General features: G+C 37.7%; 15 protein-coding genes and 5 tRNA genes. 15 read left to right on the forward strand and 5 right to left on the reverse strand.

Annotation, left to right across the window (positions count from 1 at the left end; genetic code table 11):
* Window positions 1–26: 26 nt before the first annotated feature.
* The 14 genes from L2735_RS00705 (at window position 27) to galU (ending at window position 15,602) form a co-directional block, all read left to right on the forward strand.
* Window positions 27–1,139 carry a polysaccharide pyruvyl transferase family protein gene (locus tag L2735_RS00705; RefSeq protein ID WP_248982889.1) on the forward strand — a complete coding sequence of 371 codons (1,113 nt, stop codon included), beginning with the start codon at window positions 27–29 and terminating at the stop codon, window positions 1,137–1,139.
* Entirely contained in the window at window positions 1,133–1,975 is an 843-nt protein-coding gene (locus tag L2735_RS00710) for a glycosyltransferase (RefSeq protein WP_248982890.1), read from the forward strand. Before L2735_RS00705 ends, L2735_RS00710 begins: the two co-directional genes overlap by 7 nt.
* Window positions 1,968–3,206 carry an O-antigen ligase family protein gene (locus L2735_RS00715; protein ID WP_248982891.1) on the forward strand — a complete coding sequence of 413 codons (1,239 nt, stop codon included), beginning with the start codon at window positions 1,968–1,970 and terminating at the stop codon, window positions 3,204–3,206. The genes L2735_RS00710 and L2735_RS00715 overlap by 8 nt, the downstream gene beginning before the upstream one ends.
* Complete coding sequence (locus tag L2735_RS00720) at window positions 3,207–4,412, forward strand: glycosyltransferase family 4 protein (protein ID WP_248982892.1); 1,206 nt, start codon at window positions 3,207–3,209, stop codon at window positions 4,410–4,412. It abuts the gene before it with no gap.
* 3 nt (window positions 4,413–4,415) lie between these two features.
* Window positions 4,416–5,606, forward strand: coding sequence for a glycosyltransferase family 2 protein (locus L2735_RS00725; RefSeq protein WP_248982893.1), 1,191 nt, complete (start codon window positions 4,416–4,418; stop codon window positions 5,604–5,606).
* Window positions 5,599–6,321, forward strand: coding sequence for a WecB/TagA/CpsF family glycosyltransferase (locus L2735_RS00730; protein WP_248982894.1), 723 nt, complete (start codon window positions 5,599–5,601; stop codon window positions 6,319–6,321). Before L2735_RS00725 ends, L2735_RS00730 begins: the two co-directional genes overlap by 8 nt.
* Before the next feature lie 151 nt (window positions 6,322–6,472).
* Complete coding sequence (locus L2735_RS00735; protein ID WP_248982895.1) at window positions 6,473–7,873, forward strand: undecaprenyl-phosphate glucose phosphotransferase; 1,401 nt, start codon at window positions 6,473–6,475, stop codon at window positions 7,871–7,873.
* A 13-nt stretch (window positions 7,874–7,886) separates the two neighbouring features.
* Window positions 7,887–9,101, forward strand: coding sequence for an outer membrane beta-barrel protein (locus L2735_RS00740; protein ID WP_248982896.1), 1,215 nt, complete (start codon window positions 7,887–7,889; stop codon window positions 9,099–9,101).
* A gap of 13 nt (window positions 9,102–9,114) precedes the next feature.
* Window positions 9,115–9,636: a polysaccharide biosynthesis/export family protein gene (locus tag L2735_RS00745; protein WP_248982897.1), complete on the forward strand. Its 522-nt coding sequence runs from the start codon at window positions 9,115–9,117 to the stop codon at window positions 9,634–9,636.
* A complete protein-coding gene (locus L2735_RS00750; protein WP_248982898.1) occupies window positions 9,636–11,846 on the forward strand; it encodes a GumC family protein in 2,211 nt (736 codons plus the stop codon). Before L2735_RS00745 ends, L2735_RS00750 begins: the two co-directional genes overlap by 1 nt.
* On the forward strand, window positions 11,843–12,568 hold the full coding sequence (locus tag L2735_RS00755) for a tyrosine-protein phosphatase (RefSeq protein ID WP_248982899.1): 726 nt from the start codon (window positions 11,843–11,845) through the stop codon (window positions 12,566–12,568). Before L2735_RS00750 ends, L2735_RS00755 begins: the two co-directional genes overlap by 4 nt.
* A gap of 15 nt (window positions 12,569–12,583) precedes the next feature.
* Entirely contained in the window at window positions 12,584–13,285 is a 702-nt protein-coding gene (locus L2735_RS00760) for a hypothetical protein (protein WP_248982900.1), read from the forward strand.
* Between the two features lie 269 nt (window positions 13,286–13,554).
* Window positions 13,555–14,649: an O-antigen ligase family protein gene (locus L2735_RS00765; RefSeq protein ID WP_283104500.1), complete on the forward strand. Its 1,095-nt coding sequence runs from the start codon at window positions 13,555–13,557 to the stop codon at window positions 14,647–14,649.
* Between the two features lie 71 nt (window positions 14,650–14,720).
* Window positions 14,721–15,602, forward strand: coding sequence for a UTP--glucose-1-phosphate uridylyltransferase GalU (gene galU / locus L2735_RS00770; protein ID WP_248982902.1), 882 nt, complete (start codon window positions 14,721–14,723; stop codon window positions 15,600–15,602).
* A 184-nt stretch (window positions 15,603–15,786) separates the two neighbouring features.
* On the opposite strand, the gene L2735_RS00775 is transcribed toward galU, so the two are convergent.
* The 5 genes from L2735_RS00775 to L2735_RS00795 all read right to left on the reverse strand — a co-directional run bounded on the left by L2735_RS00775 (window position 15,787) and on the right by L2735_RS00795 (window position 16,420).
* A tRNA-Met gene (locus L2735_RS00775) sits at window positions 15,787–15,863 on the reverse strand.
* 89 nt (window positions 15,864–15,952) lie between these two features.
* Window positions 15,953–16,029 (reverse strand) — tRNA-Met (locus L2735_RS00780).
* A 28-nt stretch (window positions 16,030–16,057) separates the two neighbouring features.
* Window positions 16,058–16,134: transfer RNA gene (locus L2735_RS00785), tRNA-Met, on the reverse strand.
* Between the two features lie 29 nt (window positions 16,135–16,163).
* Window positions 16,164–16,240: transfer RNA gene (locus L2735_RS00790), tRNA-Met, on the reverse strand.
* A 103-nt stretch (window positions 16,241–16,343) separates the two neighbouring features.
* Window positions 16,344–16,420 (reverse strand) — tRNA-Met (locus tag L2735_RS00795).
* Between the two features lie 343 nt (window positions 16,421–16,763).
* Here L2735_RS00795 and rlmKL point away from each other — a divergent pair.
* On the forward strand, window positions 16,764–18,911 hold the full coding sequence (gene rlmKL, locus L2735_RS00800; RefSeq protein WP_248982903.1) for a bifunctional 23S rRNA (guanine(2069)-N(7))-methyltransferase RlmK/23S rRNA (guanine(2445)-N(2))-methyltransferase RlmL: 2,148 nt from the start codon (window positions 16,764–16,766) through the stop codon (window positions 18,909–18,911).

Here is an 18,911-nt window from a genome sequence, read left to right on the forward strand (position 1 = left end):
GAAGTGGACTAAAGTTAGAGGCTTACATGGATAGTATTGTATTTTTTAGACCAATTACCCAATACGAGAATCTTGGTGATTTGGTGATTAATCAAGAGTTATTAAAACTGCTACCTGAAAACTGCTCTATTATTATTGAAGCAAAAGGGGTACCTGAGTGGTTTGTAAAGGCTTTAGTTGCTGACGTAAAAATTGAGTCAATTATTACTGAGAAAAAGCGCTTTTATAAGCGAGTTTTACAGTCAATATTTGGGAAAACTAAAACATATTTCTTAGATGTGCCAGGTCATGTTTTCTATAAAGATGCAGACAAAAGTGCTTGGTTTCGATACTTAAAAATGCGTGTTTTTAGCCTAATTGGTATCAGGTATGTCCGTCTAGGAGTGTCATTAGGGCCATATGGAAAGTCTGCTTTAACTTTAGAAAAGAAGAAAAGCAAAGTTTATGCTTTTACTGGTGTTAGAGAGACATACAGTCATCAGTATTTACGTAGTGTCAATATAACTAAATTTACTTACTTTCCAGATTTTGGCTTGTGTTTACCATTCGTGGCAAATACATCTTTAAAAACAAATTCAGTTGGCTATTCTTTTAGAGCTGGAGTGGTTTCTGCTGACGCTAATTCCGCTGAAAATACTAAGCCAATTATTGATGCGATGTTAAACCTTAAAACTCATTATGAGTTAACTCCAGTAGTGCAGGTTAATCTTGATGATGATTATATGTCATTAATCGCTGAATCAATTAAGCCCCAGAATGAAGCTGTTACGTTTCTAGAGCATGATCAAACAGCAATATTTGACGTTTATTCAAAGGTTAAATTTGTTGTTTCAAATCGCCTTCATGTTTTGATTTTTGCCTTGTCTAGAGGTGCCATAGCAGTGCCTTATATTGATCGTGAAAAACACACAAAAGTTACTGGCGTGTTTGAAGATATCGGCTTAGGCGATGCCATTTTTGATATTAGGCATGATAAAGATATTGAGCAGCATTTAATCAGCACTGAAGCTTTGTATCACACCCTTGATGTTGGCGGTATTTTTAAAACTAAAAAAGCTGAAATTGAATCTTTACTCTCTCAGCAAGTTTTTGTTGATCATATTGATACATTAAAAATGGTGGACAATTCAGCATGTTGATTAGTGTTTATATCACGACTAAAGATAGACTTAGTCTATTAAAACGTGCGGTAGAGTCGGTTTTAGCTCAAACATATACTTCAGTCGAAATTATCGTTGCTGATGATGGTTCTACTGATGGCAGTCATGAATATTTATTGGCGATGCAAGCACAAGGGAAATTAACAGCAATACTCAATACTGAAGCCTCGAAAGGGGCATGCTATGGCCGTAATCGGGCTATTGAATTAGCAAAAGGAGAATTCATTACTGGCCTAGATGATGATGATTATTTTGAGCCATGGAGATTAGCTGCTTTCGTTGATTACTGGTTGAAGCATAAAGTCGATGAGAAAAATATTGCAGGTTTATTTGATAGCGTAATCGAACTTAGAGAAGATGGTAAACACAAATACAATGAAACGCCTTCAGCCTCATATACTCAGTTAAGAAAAAGCAACCTTGTTGGAAATCAAATTTTTACGCGAGTAGAGTATTTAAAATCTGTCTCTGGCTTCGATGAAGCAATGCCTGCACTACAAGATTGGGATACTTGGATTCGATTAACTAAGGAGTTTGGCACCTTAGTAAATATAGGGCAGTACTCATACATCATCGATCAAATTCATGGTGAAGTTAGAATTTCAGAGAAAAAAAGTGCCAGAATTAGAGTGGCATTTTCTCGGTTACAGCAAAAGTTACAACCTCTTAGTTTTGATGAAAAAGTGAATTTAACAGATGCCTTATATCGTTATAAGCAAATAGAAGTTAAATCGTCAGAGCTGGTTACTTTATTTTTGGGACTTAAATTTAGAAAAATAGCACAAATTATTAAGTGGAAATTAACCAATGGTTAATTCATTTTATATATTTTCTCCTTTACTTTTTTATGTGGTTTTTTTAAGAGCCTCGCTTGATCCTGTGCTTAATTTAACGAAAATCGCTGGCATTGGCATGGGAGCTGTTTTAAATTTAGTGGTTGTTTGCTTTTTTATTGTTGTTTGTTTTATTAAAAAATTCGAACTACCCAAAAGTTTTTTTAAAGTTTGGGGGGTATTTGTTGTAGTCGGACTTGTGTCAATTTTAATTTCGCCAGATAAATTAACTTCTGCTCGTTCATTTTTTTCAGTTTTAACTTACTTTGCAATATTTTGCCTTACTTATTATTTTGTTAAAACAAAAAATGATTTTTCAAATATTGTTAAGTTGGTTGTGTATTCATCAGTAATACCATTTTGTTTTGTTTTTAAAGAGTTCATATTTCCAGAGGCTAGTATCACTAAAGATGGGTTCAGATTGTTTGCTTCCTTTTCTCATCCAAATATTTTTGCTTTTTATTTAGTTTTAGTCATTTCAATGTGCTTTTATTCATTTAAATCTAAAGTTGTTTTGTTTGATTATAGATTTATTTATCACGCTAAACTAATTTTGAGCTTTTCTATCTTGTGTTTACTTTTTACAAAAACCAGAAGCGCATGGGCTGCTCTAATATTTGTGTTTGTCGTTTTTGGTGTCTTGTCCGACAGAAAATATTTACTGTATTTAATTATACTAGGAATGGCAGCAATGCTTATTCCTTCCATTCAAGATCGTGTTCTAGATATTTTTAATAATCAATCTACTGTTGATGATCTAGAGTACGGAGAGTCTTTAAATTCATTAGTTTGGCGAAAAATAGTCTGGGCTGCCGCATGGGATTATATTATCGAGAAGCCTTTACTAGGACATGGCTATGATACTTTTTCCTATTACTTTCTCGAGTTTTTCCCTTTGGAGGGAAATACAAAATTTGATGCTCATAATGCGTATGTACAAATAGCATTCGATATGGGATTTATTGGAGTTATAGGTTTTTTAATTATTTTTGCTTTTATGTTTGTAAAAATGGCGCATTTTTACCGTATAGATAGCCCTGGAACATCAGTTATTTTGGGATTGGTTCTATCTTATTTGTTAGTTTGTTATTCAGACAATATGTGTTTCTACTTATCTTATAACTGGTATTTTTGGTTAATTATGGGAGCGTATTTTTATATGCCTTTAGATGAAGAACAGAAATACTCAGAGAAAAATGAAAGGAATTTTTAAGTGAGAATTACTTACTTCATTAACCAGTACCCTCAAGTGAGCCATACATTCATTAGAAGAGAAATTTTAGCACTCGAATCTCAAGGATTTGATATTCAACGAGTGGCTTTGAGAGGGTGGGATGCTGATATTGCCGATGATACTGATCAAGTTGAAATGCAGAAAACACAATACATTTTAAAAACAGGTTTAAAGTCATTAATACCTTTATTTTTTAAACGTTTGATTAAGCAGCCTTCTGCGATAATCAAAGCGCTAGGTATGGGTTTTCAGTTATCAAAAATGTCAGAAAGAAGTTTACCTTATCACTTGGTTTACCTTTTAGAAGCTTGTCAATTAGCCAACCTAATGGAGTCGGAAAAGAGTCTTCATGTACATGCTCATTTTGGTACCAATTCCACAGAAGTCGTTATGTTAGCTAAGTACTTAACCGGTATTCCATATAGTTTTACGGTTCATGGCCCTGAAGAGTTCGATAAACCGTTAAGTTTGCATTTAAACGAAAAAATTTCAGATGCAAAGTTTGTCTCTGCAATAACAAGTTATTGCCGTTCTCAGCTTTATCGTTGGGCAAACCATGAAGATTGGTCGAAAATTAAAATAGTACATTGCGGTTTAGACCAGAGTTTTTTACAAGGTGGTGTACCACAAGTTTCTAAACCTGAATCTTATCAGTTTCTTTGCATTGGAAGACTATGTGAGCAAAAAGGTCAGCTATTATTATTGGAATCGTTTCTTCAGCTTGTACAAGCGAATGATGCAGTGAAGTTAATTTTAGCGGGTGATGGTGATATGCGTCCTGAAATTGAACACTTCATTAGACAACACCAATTAGAGCAGCATGTGGAAATCACTGGATGGATTAGCTCAAATGAAGTTAAAAGGTTATTGACCGAATCCGATGCGATGGTGTTACCGAGCTTTGCTGAGGGCTTACCTGTAGCGATTATGGAAGCCATGGCAATTGGAACTCCAGTGCTGACAACGTATATTGCCGGGATCCCTGAGCTGCTTTCAGATAAAGATAATGCCATTTTGTTCCCTGCGGGAGACGTTGAGGCAACCAGTATTGCGATGAAAAACTTTACAGAGTTAAGTACAGATTCTTTAAATCAATTAATTCAAAACGCTTATACGAGCGTTAGTACCCGCCACAATATTGATATCGAAGCTGCGAAAATAGCTGAACATATCAGGCAAGGATAACGTATGGCTTATCTTGATTATATTAGTGCTGCCTTACTGTTTATCATAGTGGGTGTGCCTACAATGATGATCAGTATTGAATTGCTTCTTGGGCAAAGAAAGAAAGCTGTACTTGCCTCTAAAACTCCTCGTCAGCCTTGTGTCATTTTAATGCCTGCTCATAATGAAGCATTAGTTATCACAGATACCCTATCGAAATTATCTGAAGTTGTAAGTTCAGAAGATAAAGTGATTGTTATTGCAGATAATTGTAGCGATGAAACAGTTAATCTTTGCCTGCAGTTTAACGTCAAGGTGTTAGAACGGCACAATACTGAATTAGCGGGTAAAGGTTATGCGTTAGATTATGGCGTTCAGTATTTAAAATCATTATCCGTAGTGCCGCAAACCCTCGTAGTGTTAGATGCCGATTGTGAGTTTGAAGCCAATAGTCTAGATGTACTTGTTCATCAAAGCCAAACTCAAGATTCTGTGGTTCAATCCCTTTATTTAATGAAGTCTCCGATAGGCGCATCGATTAAAACTCGAGTGGCTGAATTTGCTTGGTTAGTTAAAAACAAGATACGACCTAATGGATTAGCAAACCTAGGAATAGGTTGTCATTTGCAAGGCTCTGGGATGGCATTTCCGTGGCGTTTATTTAATAAAATTTCATTTGCCAGCGGCAGTATTGTTGAAGATTTAGAGCTGGGTTTGAAACTTGCAAATATCGATGAACAAGCGAAATTTGGCCCTTCTGCGATCGTAAATAGCTATTTTCCTGAATCAAACGCCGGAACGGAGTCTCAAAGAACACGATGGGAGCACGGACATCTAAGTGCCATATCTCTTTTACCAAAAATGATGTTAACCGCGTTATTAAAGGGCAGGGTTAGCGTTTTTTTACTTGCTTTAGACGCAGCTATCCCTCCAACAATTTTATGGCTGATGTTAGTGCTTTTCACAACATTACTGAGTGGGGTAATGACCTTGCTAGGGTTAACGAGCGCATTTTACATTAGCTGCACATTATTAGGCTTACTGGTTTTTTCACTTGCCTTATCCTGGCTGTGTAATGGCCGAGAGATTATCAAGTTAAGTGATGTGTTTGGAATTCTTGCTTATATATTTAGTAAATTTTCAATCTATAAAAAATTCTTCACCGCGAGACAAAAAGAATGGGTTCGAACGGAGCGCGACGATAAGTATGAATAATGAAACTATATTAAAAAAAGTCAGTTATTTAGAGACTTTTCAAGTTGACGACTTTATTAATCAACTATTGTCTACTTCGGATGCTATTTCTGTCGGTTTTTTAAATCAACATGGATACAACTTAGTAGTAAATTCTCCATCAATTAAAGCAGATTTTTTAAGCTTAGATTATATTTTACGTGATGGCATTGGAATTAAATTAGCGTGCAAATTAAGCAAAATAAATCCTGGGGCGAACTTAAACGGTACTGATTTAATTCCACGGATTATTGAGCAAAGCCAAGCTTATAGCCAGCCTGTTAATTATCTATGCTACGGCACAATCGAGCCTTGGTTATCAAGGGGGGCATCGAAGCTTTTTAAGCAGTCCCCCTTTAATTGTTTAGATGGTTTTCAAAACGATGATGACTATCTCGAACATTTTAGAGCACATTTAGATAAGTCCGCTTTAAATATTGTTGTACTTGCAATGGGGATGCCTAAGCAAGAGCGTATTGCAAAAATGCTGACTCAAACAATTGGCGCAAGAGTGCTAGTGATTTGTGGTGGTGCGATTCTGGATTTTCAAGCTCAGCGAGTATCAAGAGCGCCAGAATTTTATCAAAAAAATGGTTTGGAATGGGTTTATCGTCTTTTAAAAGAACCCAAAAGAATGTTCTCTCGATACGTTATCGGAATTCCCATTTTTTTTGCCAATGTGGCAATGAAAAAATAACTCAATTTTGATAGTGATTTCTGTCTAGTTCTAATGTCTAGAACACCTCCGAATTAGTCAATCTAAAGTTCGAATTCGAGCAGACTTTATATTTAAAGTTTGTCATCAATTTTATTATTGCAGTTCTATATTCACTTTAAAGGAGTATATCGTGGATAAGCCTTCCAATTTTCATGTCGCTCGAAACGGACTTGCTTTCGTATTTCGTCTTGTCGATGTGAGCGTGTTAATTTTTGCTTTTTTTACCATGCTAAATTTTCACGATGTTTTATTCGATAGAGAATATTTTCTGCTATTGATGGCGGAGTTATTCTTTTACCTTTATTTAGCAGAGTCCATTTCACTATATCGTTCATGGAGGCTGAGTAGTTTTCTTTACGTTTTAGGTTTAATGGCAACCGTGTTAGTGGTGTCATTCTTCATTTTACTTACGGCTATTTTCCTGTTTAAACAAGGCGAATATTACTCGCGTGTGGTTATCTTTGGCTGGTTTAGTCTTTCTATAGTCACATTAGTGAGCTGGCGAGTAATAGTTAGAGTTGTAAAGCGTACCATGAGAAGAAATGGCTACAGTTTGCAAAAGGTCGCGATTATTGGCATGACCGAATCAGGTAATAATTTATACCGAGAATTAAATGACAATATCGAGCTAGGCCTACAATGTGTTGGTTTTTATGACGATAGAGAGCCAGACCGCGTAGACTGTGATCATTTACATTTGCTAAATGGATCCATTGATAAAGCGGTTGAAATGGCTAAAAAGAGCGAAGTTAAAAAACTGTATATTTGTTTACCCATGCTTGCTGAAAAACGAATTTCTAGCATTATTCAGCAACTTGGTGACTCGACCGTTGATGTTCTCATTTTACCTGATTTCCTACTCAAAAATCTTATGCATGCACGAGTTGGTAACGTTGGAGATTTAGATACCATTAGTGTGTTTGAGTCACCAGTCCATGGAATGAAAAACTTCTATAAACGCACTTTTGATATTTTATTTAGTTCATTAGCCATTATCGCTATTTCACCTGTACTTATTATTATAGCCGTTGCGATTAAGCTAACCTCACCTGGTGCAGTGCTGTTTAAACAAGATCGCTATGGTCTAGGAGGGGAACGGATTAAAGTGTTGAAGTTCCGTTCCATGACGGTCACAGAAAATGCCGATAAAGTCACTCAAGCTAAGAAAAACGACAGTCGCTTGACCTCCATTGGCGGTTTTTTGCGCAGAACCTCATTAGATGAATTACCACAGTTTTTTAATGTTCTATTGGGCACTATGTCTGTTGTTGGTCCAAGGCCTCATGCCGTTGCTCATAATGAGGAGTACCGCCAAATTGTGGCTTATTACATGCTCCGTCATAAGGTAAGACCCGGCATAACCGGGTGGGCACAAATTAATGGCTGGCGTGGAGAAACTGACACTCTCGATAAAATGGAAAAGCGAGTGGAGTATGATCTTGCATATATCCGTCATTGGACTTTATGGTGGGATATTAAAATTATTTTCATGACAATTTTCAAAGGTTTTACTGGCAATAATGCCTACTAACAGGGAGAAAAGAATGAAAACGTTATTAGGCAGAAGAAGCATTATTGCTGTTGTTGTAAGCTCGATGATAGGTCCCGTTGCGCTGGCTCAAAATAAAGAAAATGCAGCAGTCATTAAAACTGAGTCGGGCATTGATCTTACACCTGGTTTAAACACTAGCTTGAAATATGACGACAATATCGCAAGTGCAAACACTGATACTGAAGACAGTATGATTTTAGTGGTTAACCCTGCATTGAAAGCTGAATTATTAAGTGGTAACAGTGTTTATTCTGCAGAGGCGGGAATCGAGTACGGTGATTATTTTAGCAGTAGTGATGATAATTACTTAGATGGTTTACTGAGATTAAAAGCTGATGTAGAAGTCAATCAATCAAATCGATTTAATATAATAGGTACCTATATAGCCGGCCATGAGGATAGAGGTACCGGAATATTTGAAGGTGTAGGTAACCTTCAAGATGAGCCTAATACTTATGATGTATATGCTATTGGTGGTTATTATGAATATGGGGCTAAAAGTACTGCTGCGAGATTAAGGCTCAATGGTAAATATCTTGAAAAAGAGTACAAGCGGTTTGAAGAATTAACTCAATATAAAAACTATTCAGAAACAACCTATGGCGGGACGTTTTTCTTTGATGTGAGCCCTACCGCAAGTTTAGTGGCTGATATTCAACGCATTGATACTGAGTACCAAAAAGAGCCAGAACAATTAGAACTTCAAAATCGAGACAGTATTACAACCAACTACTTATTAGGGGCGGATTGGGAAGCGACAGCTTCAACCGAAGGTAAGGTTCGAGTCGGTTATCAACAAAAAAGTTTTGATAATAGTAACCGTGAAGATTTTAGTGGTTTAACTTGGGACGTAGACATGACTTGGCGCCCATTAACCTATAGTGCATTTACATTCACAACGGGGCAAAGTAGTAAAGATCCCAACTTATTGGGCGATTACGTAAGAGAGACCAATTATGGCGTAGCTTGGAAGCATGAATGGACCGAACTATTTTCAAGTAATCTTGGTTATGAACGTGTAGAAGAAGACTTTACCGGCATTATTCGAGAAGATCGTACGTCAAGCTACCAAGCTTCTGTCAGCTATTCTTTTGCTCGTTGGTTACTGATGAGAGTAGGGGTGGATATCAATGAAAGTACATCGACTAATGACATTTATAAGTTTGATCGAAACATTTATTACATCAATGCTGAAATGACTCTGTAATCTAAGGACGGTTATGAAATTTGTTTTACTGATTTTTATAGTTATTGTTTTCAGTGGCAATGCTATTGCTGTATCCGAAGGAAATCATCGTTTAGCAGCGGGTGATACGATTGTGATTAAAGTTTATGGAGAAGATGATTTAACTCTTGAAACGAGATTAACGAATAGCAGTACTGTTAATTATCCTTTTTTAGGTACGTTGGCATTAAGAGGTTTAACGGTAAAAGAAGTTGAGTCCCTGATTTATAATGGTTTAAAAGGGGATTATTTCGTTGAACCAAGTGTTTATGTTGGAATCGTGCATTACCGCCCGTTTTATATCCATGGTGAAGTTAAGAAACCTGGTGGATATCCATATCAACCCGGTATGACGATTAATCAGGCGGTGGCGCTAGCAGGCGGATTAACTGAAAGAGCTTCAACAGATAAAATTTATATTTCTCGTGAAGGCACTAAAACCACTTCTGAAAGTGCGGAGATAAAAACCAAAATTCATGCAGGTGATACCATAACAATAGAGCAGAGATTCTTTTAATGATGTCCAATAACCCTCAAGTTAAAACAACGCCTATTATCCCTGAGCAGTTGGTTGACTTTAAGAAACTATTCAAGCCAATTCTATTTTTTAAGTGGCGTATTTTAGCATTCTCTATTTTAGTGACAGCGTTAACTGTATTTGTTGTGATGAGTATGAAACCGATTTATAGCGCGACTTCAACGTTACTAATCGAGTCTGAGCAGGCAAGTGCAATTAAAATAGATGAAGTATATGGGATTAACTCTGGTCAAAGAGAGTATTATCTTACTCAGTTTGAAATTTTAAAATCTCGCTCAATTGCCGAAAGAGTTTTCAATGAACTAGACTTAGTCAATCACCCTCAGTTTTTACCTCAGCCTTCGTTATTCAAACAGTTAAAAAACAGTATCGACTTTCTGCCTAAAGAAGAAGTTGTGCCAGTTGATGAAAATAAGATTTTTCAACAAATGATAAATGGTTTTGCTAGTAATATTATTATTTCGCCCATAAGAAAAACTCAACTTGTTAATATCAGCTATGAAACTCCATACCCAGAGCTTGCTTCGCTGGTATCAAATGCCGTGGGTGATGCTTATATTTTAAGTCAGCTTGAAGCGAAAGCAGGAATGACTCAAAAAGCGAATATTTGGTTGGGTGGTCGGTTAGAGGATTTACGAGTAAATTTAGATGCGTCAGAACATCGTTTAGAGCAATTTAGAATTGATAACGGTTTAGTTGATGTTGAAGGTGTAACGGCGCTAGATGCTAAAGAGCTGCAAAGATTAAGTGATGACATAACACTGGCTCGGTCTCGTAAAGCGCAAGCTGACAGCTTTATGGCCGTGGTAAAAAAATATGGCGCAAGTGATATTGGTCGTTTGGAAAGTTTGCCAGAAGTGACATCACATTTATCGATACAAAACGTAAAACGTGAAGTCAGTATTGTTGAGCGTAAAGTCTCAGAGTTACAACAGGTCTATGGACCAAAGCACCCTAAATTGATCTCTGCTAAAGCTGAACTTGCAACTGTTCAAAACAATCTACGCGTTCAAATCGGTCGTTTAGTGCAAGGTATTGAAGATGAAGCTCAAACCGCTTCGCAAAACTTACGTTCTTTAGAAGCTCAATTCAACAGCTCTAAAGGCGAGTTCCAAGATTTAAGTACCATCGATACTACGTATAAGCGCTTGCTACGAGAAGTGAATACCAACCAACAACTATTCGAAAGCTTTTTATCTCGCCAGAAAGAAACCGAAGTCACTGGTGACTTTGATTCTCCCGTTGCGAGGTTTACCGATAGAGCTGTCACACCATATAACCCTATCAAACCAAACAAGAAGCTTATTGTTGTTGCTGCGTTCTTAGCGAGCTTTATTTTTGCGATGGTAATTGTATTAGTATTAGATGCTTTAAACGATACGATTAAAACCACAGATGATGTTGAGAAAATTTTATCTCAACGTGCACTTGGTTATATTCCAAAAGCAGATAAGAAAGCGACCTATGATGAAGTGAACTTTGCCTTTTATGATAGCAACGCTAAGATGCATGCGGAATCAGTTAGGACAATAAGGACTTCTTTATCGTTAATGGCTCTCGGACAGGATTTAACGACAATTGAAATCACATCTTCGTTCCCTAATGAAGGAAAAACATCAGTCGCGATGAACTTGGCATTTGCTTTTTCTGGTATGGAAAAAGTGTTGATTATTGATGCCGATATGCGAAAACCCAATGTCGGTAGTCGCTTTGGACTACCCAATTATCAACCGGGTTTATCAAATGTGTTAGCAGGTTCGGAATCTGTCAGTGATTGTATTGCCCATGATGTTAAACCCAATGTCGATGTGCTCGCAGCTGGCGCTATTCCTCTTAATCCGCAAGAGCTGTTATCAACGCCAATTTTAGCGAAGGTGTTACAAGAGCTCAAACAGCACTATACCAAAATTATTATTGATACGCCGCCGGTACAAGCGGTAAGCGATGCATTAGTTATTGCGCCACACAGCGATGCCATCGTAACTGTAGTCAAAGCCGCTACAACGCGTTCGGAGGCAGTAAGACTGACGCTTGCGAAATTATATCAGGCTAGAGGTAAAGTCTTCGGGGTAGTATTGAATCAATTAAATATTAAAGATGCACAACAATACCATGGTCAGTATGGGTATTATCAACCCTATGAAAGCAACAGTGTCGAAGAACCAGAGACACATGCTAAAGCATCATGATAGATATTCACTGTCATGTTCTACCTGAAATAGATGATGGAGCCAAGTCTCTTGATGAGTCAATGGCACTTATCCATCAAGCAATAGAGCAGGGTATTACTCGGATTGTGGCAACACCACATATTCATGTTGGTATTTATGATAATAATCAACAAACCATCCTTGGGGCTTATTCTCGTGTTCAACAAGAAATTAAAGCCCAAGGACTGCCTATTGAGCTTAGGGTTGCCGCGGAAGTGAGAATTTGCCCTGAAATTATAATGTTAGCTAAACAAAATCAGCTGCCATTCGTCGGGGATTTTGATGAAAAAAAAGTGCTGCTGTTAGAGTTACCAAGCAGTCATTTACCTGCAGGCGTAGAGAAATTAATTGATTGGTTAATCAACTCGAATATTCTTCCTATGATTGCGCACCCTGAGCGAAATCGAGAGCTGCAACGTTATCCTGATAGGATTAAGCCTTTTCAGCAACGAGGCTGTTTGTTTCAATTAACTGCAGCATCGTTGATCGGCGATTTAGGTGATTCGCCTAAAGCTTTAAGCCAGCTGTGGATCAAGAAAAAGCTCTATACCATTATTGGCTCTGACTGCCACTCGATAAAGCGTCGCCCACCAAAGTTACATCAAGCTTATTCCATTACTAAAGAGCTAACTGACGATACTTACGCCACTCAGCTTGTTGTTGATAACCCATATTTGATTTCAAAAAGGCTATTTTCCTAAACTGCCATGTTAATAATGCCAACCTCTCGTAAGTTAGTTTATGCCGCGCTGATTATTATTCTGTTAGCCTTTCTGCCTTTACTTGTACAAAAAGGTGTAGCCAACGCTTACCATTTTAAGTCGCTTTATTATTTGAAGCTTTGGGAGAGAAACTCTAAAGCAGACGAAGAACAGTATTTTCAGGCGAAAGTAGCTGCAACTCACGCTTATTCATTGGATAGCGCAAACCCACATTACTTACTTACGTTAGCCAAAGTGTTGGAATGGGGCGGCTATGCTAAGTTTGAAGCTATAAATATGGGGTTCTTAACCTACCTATATGAAACAGCGATAAATCAAAGGCCTTTGTGGCCAAATGCTTATGCTGATTATGGTGCAATGATAGCTTTCAATGACGGTGAATTGGACAAAGCATGGACTTTATTGCTGCAGGGGCGTGATAAGGGGCCCTATACCCCTGAAGTTATTCGTCAAATATTAGCCGTTGGCTTTGCATTCTGGGGCGAATTAACGATTGAGCAGAAACAACAAGTAATAGATATAGCATCTATTGCTGTAGAGTCAAAATGGGATGTAAAGCTGACATTGCAATCACTTGCAAAACAATATGACAGAACCCAAATATTGTGCACTTTTTATAAATATTCCGATAATAATTTGTCCGAATCAGCAGCGCATTGGATTATTCAATCCTTATGTCATCAAAATTATAAATAGGATGTAACGTTTAGATGCTCACTTCTTCTCGGCTTGCTAAATATATTATTTTCTCTTTGTGTACGTTAATCGTTTTTTCACCTATACCGTTAGGAAGCAATAGGATTTGGGCCTGGTCAATATTGGAGTTTGTGATATTAAGCTTAGGTTGTATTCATATTGCTTATTGCGCTAAGCATGACAAAGCTTTTCTAAGTCATGAATGGCAAAAAATCTTATTGATCCCTTTGGCAATATTCTTAGGCTTTTTACTGCTTCAAGTGATTAATTTGATACCTGGCATTGGCACAGTAGATAGTTATCAGACTACACAACAGTTATTAAAAACCTTAAGTTATCTTATTTTTGCCTTGCTGTTGAGTGAGTACTGTATTAACACCAGAATGCTTAAGTGGATTGTATTTTCGATACTTTTATCTGGGTGTTTCCAAGCATTTTATGGTTCCACTATCCATCTTATGAATTTAGATGTTTCGCCAGTATTTCATTATGCAGATGGCGATAAAGCAAGAGGTACTTTTGCTTATCAAAATCATTATGCAAATTATCTTGCCCTGTGTCTTTCGATTGCTATTGGATGGCTGATTTCAGAGTTGAAAACGCAAAATACTGATTTTGAGCTTAGGCAGTTTTTGGTAACCAGCTTATCTACTTTGTTTAGCCGAAAATTATTAATACGTTTAGCCATAGTGCTCATGATTATCGGTCTCATTTTAAGTCGTTCAAGAATGGGAAATGCTGGCTTTTTTACTGCACTTATTATTGTATCTGTCATAGCGATTTTTATTTATCGTCGACCGCCCATACTGCTTAAACCACTAGTTATTAGCATTTTTATTTTAGATTTAATCATTGTAGGTTCAATTTTTGGTGTTGAAAAAGTTAAGCAACGCATTGAAGATACAAGCTTCGCATCAGAAAGCAGAGATTTAGTCGTCATTGATAGCTTACCCATTATTGAACAGAATTGGTTAACGGGTACTGGTGGAGGCAGTTTCTATACTGTTTTCCCAGGCTTCCAACCTAGACCCTATAGTGGGTTTTATGATCACGCTCATAATGAGTACATCCAATTTTCGATTGAATACGGTGTTGTTATTTCAGCAATGTTGGCGCTATGGATGTTATATGCTTTGTTATTAGCATGTAAAACTATGAAAAATAGGAATAATAAATTTTATAAAGGTGTGGCTTTTGGGTCGGCAATGGCTATTATTCATATGTGCGTTCACAACTTTGTAGATTTTAACCTTCAATCTCCGGCTAATACCTTATTATTCATCACCATTTTATGCCTATGTTGGATTTCTTATAATCTACCCTCAGAATTAAAAAAGAAGCCTCGCAGACACCGTGGGGATTAGATAATAAAAATACAGACATCAATTATTAAGAACGTGACAATTTATTTTAACTTTACTCAAAAAGGACTCTTATGAAAGTTGTTATTCCTGTTGCCGGTTTAGGAACCCGGATGTTGCCAGCAACAAAAGCCATTCCGAAAGAAATGCTGCCTTTGGTTGATAAACCGCTGATTCAATATATTGTTGATGAATGTGTTAAGGCTGGTGTAAAAGAGATTGTTTTAGTAACACATGCCAGTAAAAATGCAATCGAAAACCATTTCGATAAATCCTATGAGCTCGAGTCGACTTTGGAGAAGCGTGTAAAGCGTCAATTGCTCAAGGAAGTCCAAGGTATTTGCCCTAAAGACGTTACCATTATGCAAGTGCGTCAGGGAGAAGCTAAGGGGCTTGGTCATGCTGTACTTTGTGCTAAGCCTTGTATTGGTAATAACCCTTTTGCTGTTGTACTTCCGGATGTCATCTTAGATGAGTACACTGCAAATCAAAGTTCAGAGAACTTAGCGGCAATGATTTCTCGTTTCGAAGAAACATCGTCAAGCCAAATCATGGTAGCTCCTGTTGCCCAAGAAGAAGTGCAGAAATACGGTATTGCTGACTGTAATGGCGTAGATGTCCAACCTGGTGAGTCAACCACAATTGTCAAGATGGTAGAGAAACCAGCGGTGAACGAAGCGCCTTCAAATTTAGCTGTTGTGGGCCGATATGTTTTATCTGAAAAAATCTGGGATTTATTAGCCAAAACACCAGCAGGAGCAGGTGATGAAATCCAATTGACAGATGCTATTGATATGCTGATTGAATCGGACAAAGTTGAAGCGTTCAATATGACTGGTAAATCACATGATTGTGGTGACAAACTAAGTTATATGGCAGCATTTGTTGAATATGGTTTAAATGACAAAAAGCTTGGTGCAGATTTTAAGAAAATTCTTGCTGGACTGGTTAAGTAATTGAATTAAAAATTGTAATTTGTTTTAAAAGCCTGCTTTATAGCAGGTTTTTTTATATCTAAGTTTTGAACTATGGCAGCAGATGCTAACTAGTTATAAGTCTTCGTTTAATTGTTCAAATAGAATAATTAATTAAATAGTGGGAAATACGAGGTAAGATATTTTGGTGAAAGTTTTGATAAATTGGTTGCGGGAGCTGGATTTGAACCAACGACCTTCGGGTTATGAGCCCGACGAGCTACCAAACTGCTCCATCCCGCGTCCGTATTTATTTAAAGCTTTATTGAAATGTATTGATTCCGAAGTAAAACAGTATCTGTACAACTTATAAAGAGGCCTTTATAAGAAATTGGTTGCGGGAGCTGGATTTGAACCAACGACCTTCGGGTTATGAGCCCGACGAGCTACCAAGCTGCTCCATCCCGCGTCCGATTTTTTCAATATTATTAAGTAAGTGGTTGCGGGAGCTGGATTTGAACCAACGACCTTCGGGTTATGAGCCCGACGAGCTACCAAACTGCTCCATCCCGCGTCCGAACTTAATAGTGATAGTTGTTATATTGGTTGCGGGAGCTGGATTTGAACCAACGACCTTCGGGTTATGAGCCCGACGAGCTACCAAACTGCTCCATCCCGCGTCCGAATATAAACTATCTTGCTTAAACAGATTGCTAATAAATAAATTTAAAAGCATTTGCAGTTTTATAAAACTAGTCAAATAATTGATTAACTTTACAAAATTGGTTGCGGGAGCTGGATTTGAACCAACGACCTTCGGGTTATGAGCCCGACGAGCTACCAAACTGCTCCATCCCGCGTCCGTTTAAGCGGGGCGAACTATAACGACCTATACCGTGCTTGGCAAGTCGAAATGACATTTTTATGATCGTTTGTTGGGTTAATGAGCATAAATCGCTATTTTGGGGATTTATTGTCTGGCTTTTGAGCGTTATCACTATTCCTATATTTCCAAAATTGGAATTTTGAGATCAAAAATAGCTTGGCTAGTGAGCTAAATGCCGACTTCTCAAAGTGAGCTTTAAATAAAAAGAGCCTAAAAAGCGAGATTTTGTGCTTTTAAGTGACATTTTCACACTTGAGATTTGGTTTAGGTATATAATGCCGACTTAATTATACCTGTGAGATGATGACTGCGATTCCATGTTAAATTTTTTTGCTGCTGCCCCTAAGGGTTTTGAATATAGCTTATCTAATGAGCTTAAAGAGTTTGGTGCTACTGATGTTAAGGAAAGCGTCGCTGGTGTGTATTTTTCTGCACCAATAGAACTTGCCTATCGAATTACATTGTGGTCTCGACTCGCTAGCCGCATCGTCGTGGTTATCTATAAAGGTGCTTGTGAATCTGCCGAGCAACTTTATAACGCAGCTTACGCTGTTGATTGGCCATCTCAGTTTTCTAATAACAGCACTTTTGGTATCGATTTTCATGGTACTGGCGGCTTTATTAATAATACCCAGTTTGGTGCTTTGAAAATCAAAGATGCGGTAGTTGACCGTTTTCGTGATGATGGTAAAGACCGACCAGACGTAGAGCGTATTAATTCAGATTTTAGAATCGATGCTCATTATCGAAATAATCAACTGACCATGTCGATTAACTTCTCTGGTCCATCATTACACCAACGCGGATACCGTTCTACAACGGGTGAAGCGCCACTAAAAGAAAATCTTGCAGCAAACATGCTAGCTCGAAGTGGCTGGCAAGCAAATCCTATTACGTTATTAGATCCGTTCTGTGGTAGTGGTACCGTGGTGATTGAAGCTGCATTAATGGCAGCGGACATTGCTCCTGGCCTACAACGTGCAAGATTTGGCTTTGAGCATTGGCTTGAGCACGATGAAACCATTTGGCACCAAATTTTAGATGAAGCACATGCAAGAGCATCATTAGGTAAAACTCGCTGCGCGATTAAATTCTTTGCATCAGATATTGATTCACGTTTAGTCGCTTTAGCTAAAAAGAATGCTGAAAATGCTGGCGTTGCGGATTTAATTGAGTTCTCAGTCTCTGATGCGTTAAATGTAACTCCGCCTGTTGCAGACGGTTTCCTTATTTCTAACCCGCCATATGGTGAGCGTTTAGGCAGCATTACCGAATTACTGCAGTTGTATTACCAACTCGGTGACAAGTTTAAGAAAGACTTCGGTGGCTGGAAAATTGCCATGCTATGTAGTGACATTGAATTATTGTCTGCATTAAAGCTTAAAGCTGACAAACAAATGAAGATGTTTAACGGCGCACTTGAGTGTGGTTTTAACCTTTATACACTGCACGCTAAAAGTACTCGCCGCGAAGCGCCAGTATTGCCAGAAGGTGTCGATATAGCCGACATTTCACCAGCTTTTGCTAACCGCATTAAAAAGAATATGAAGCAGCTGACTAAGTGGGCGAAAAAAGAGGGTATTGATAGCTACCGAATTTATGATGCTGACTTGCCTGAATATAACGTTGCTGTTGATAAATATGTTGATCATGTTGTTATTCAAGAATATTCAGCGCCATCAACAATCCCTGAAGCGGTAACAAAGCGTCGCCTGACTGATGTGTTGTTATCACTGCCAAATGCGTTAGGTATTGATCCTGAGCTGGTTACATTAAAAACCCGTGAGCGTCAAAAGGGAACTAATCAATATCAAAAAATTGATGAGCAAAAGCTTGAGATCATTACTCAAGAATATAATGCCCGCTTTAAACTAAACCTTACTGGGTATTTAGATACTGGCTTATTTTTAGATCATCGCTTAACGCGTAAATTGGTTGGCGAAAAGTCATCAGGTAAACGTGTATTAAACTTATTCTCATATACAGGTAGTGCGTCAGTTCATGCTGCACTTGGCGGTGCTAAGTCTGTAACGACTGTCGATATGTCAAATACCTATCTTACTTGGGCAAAAGAGAACTTTGAATTAAACAATCTCAATGTCAGACAGTATCAGTTTGAACAAGCTAACTGTATTCAATGGATTAAAGATTGCAATGAACAATTTGATTTGATTTTCGTTGACCCACCAACTTTCTCTAACTCAAAACGAATGGAGGATAGTTGGGATGTTGAGCGCGATCACGCTGCATTATTAGTTGATTTGATAAAACTGTTGAGCCCGAATGGTGAAATAATTTTCTCTAATAACAAACGTAAATTTAAAATGGATATCAACCTTTTAACTCAGTACAAAATGGATATTAAAAATATTGATAACCAAACCTTACCACTGGATTTTAAGCGTAATCCACACATCCATAATACATGGTTAATCACTCATGCTAAGTCGCCTTACAGCAGCTAA

Origin of the sequence: Shewanella olleyana, assembly GCF_023283825.1 — a bacterium.
In the GTDB taxonomy this organism is placed as follows: domain Bacteria; phylum Pseudomonadota; class Gammaproteobacteria; order Enterobacterales; family Shewanellaceae; genus Shewanella; species Shewanella olleyana.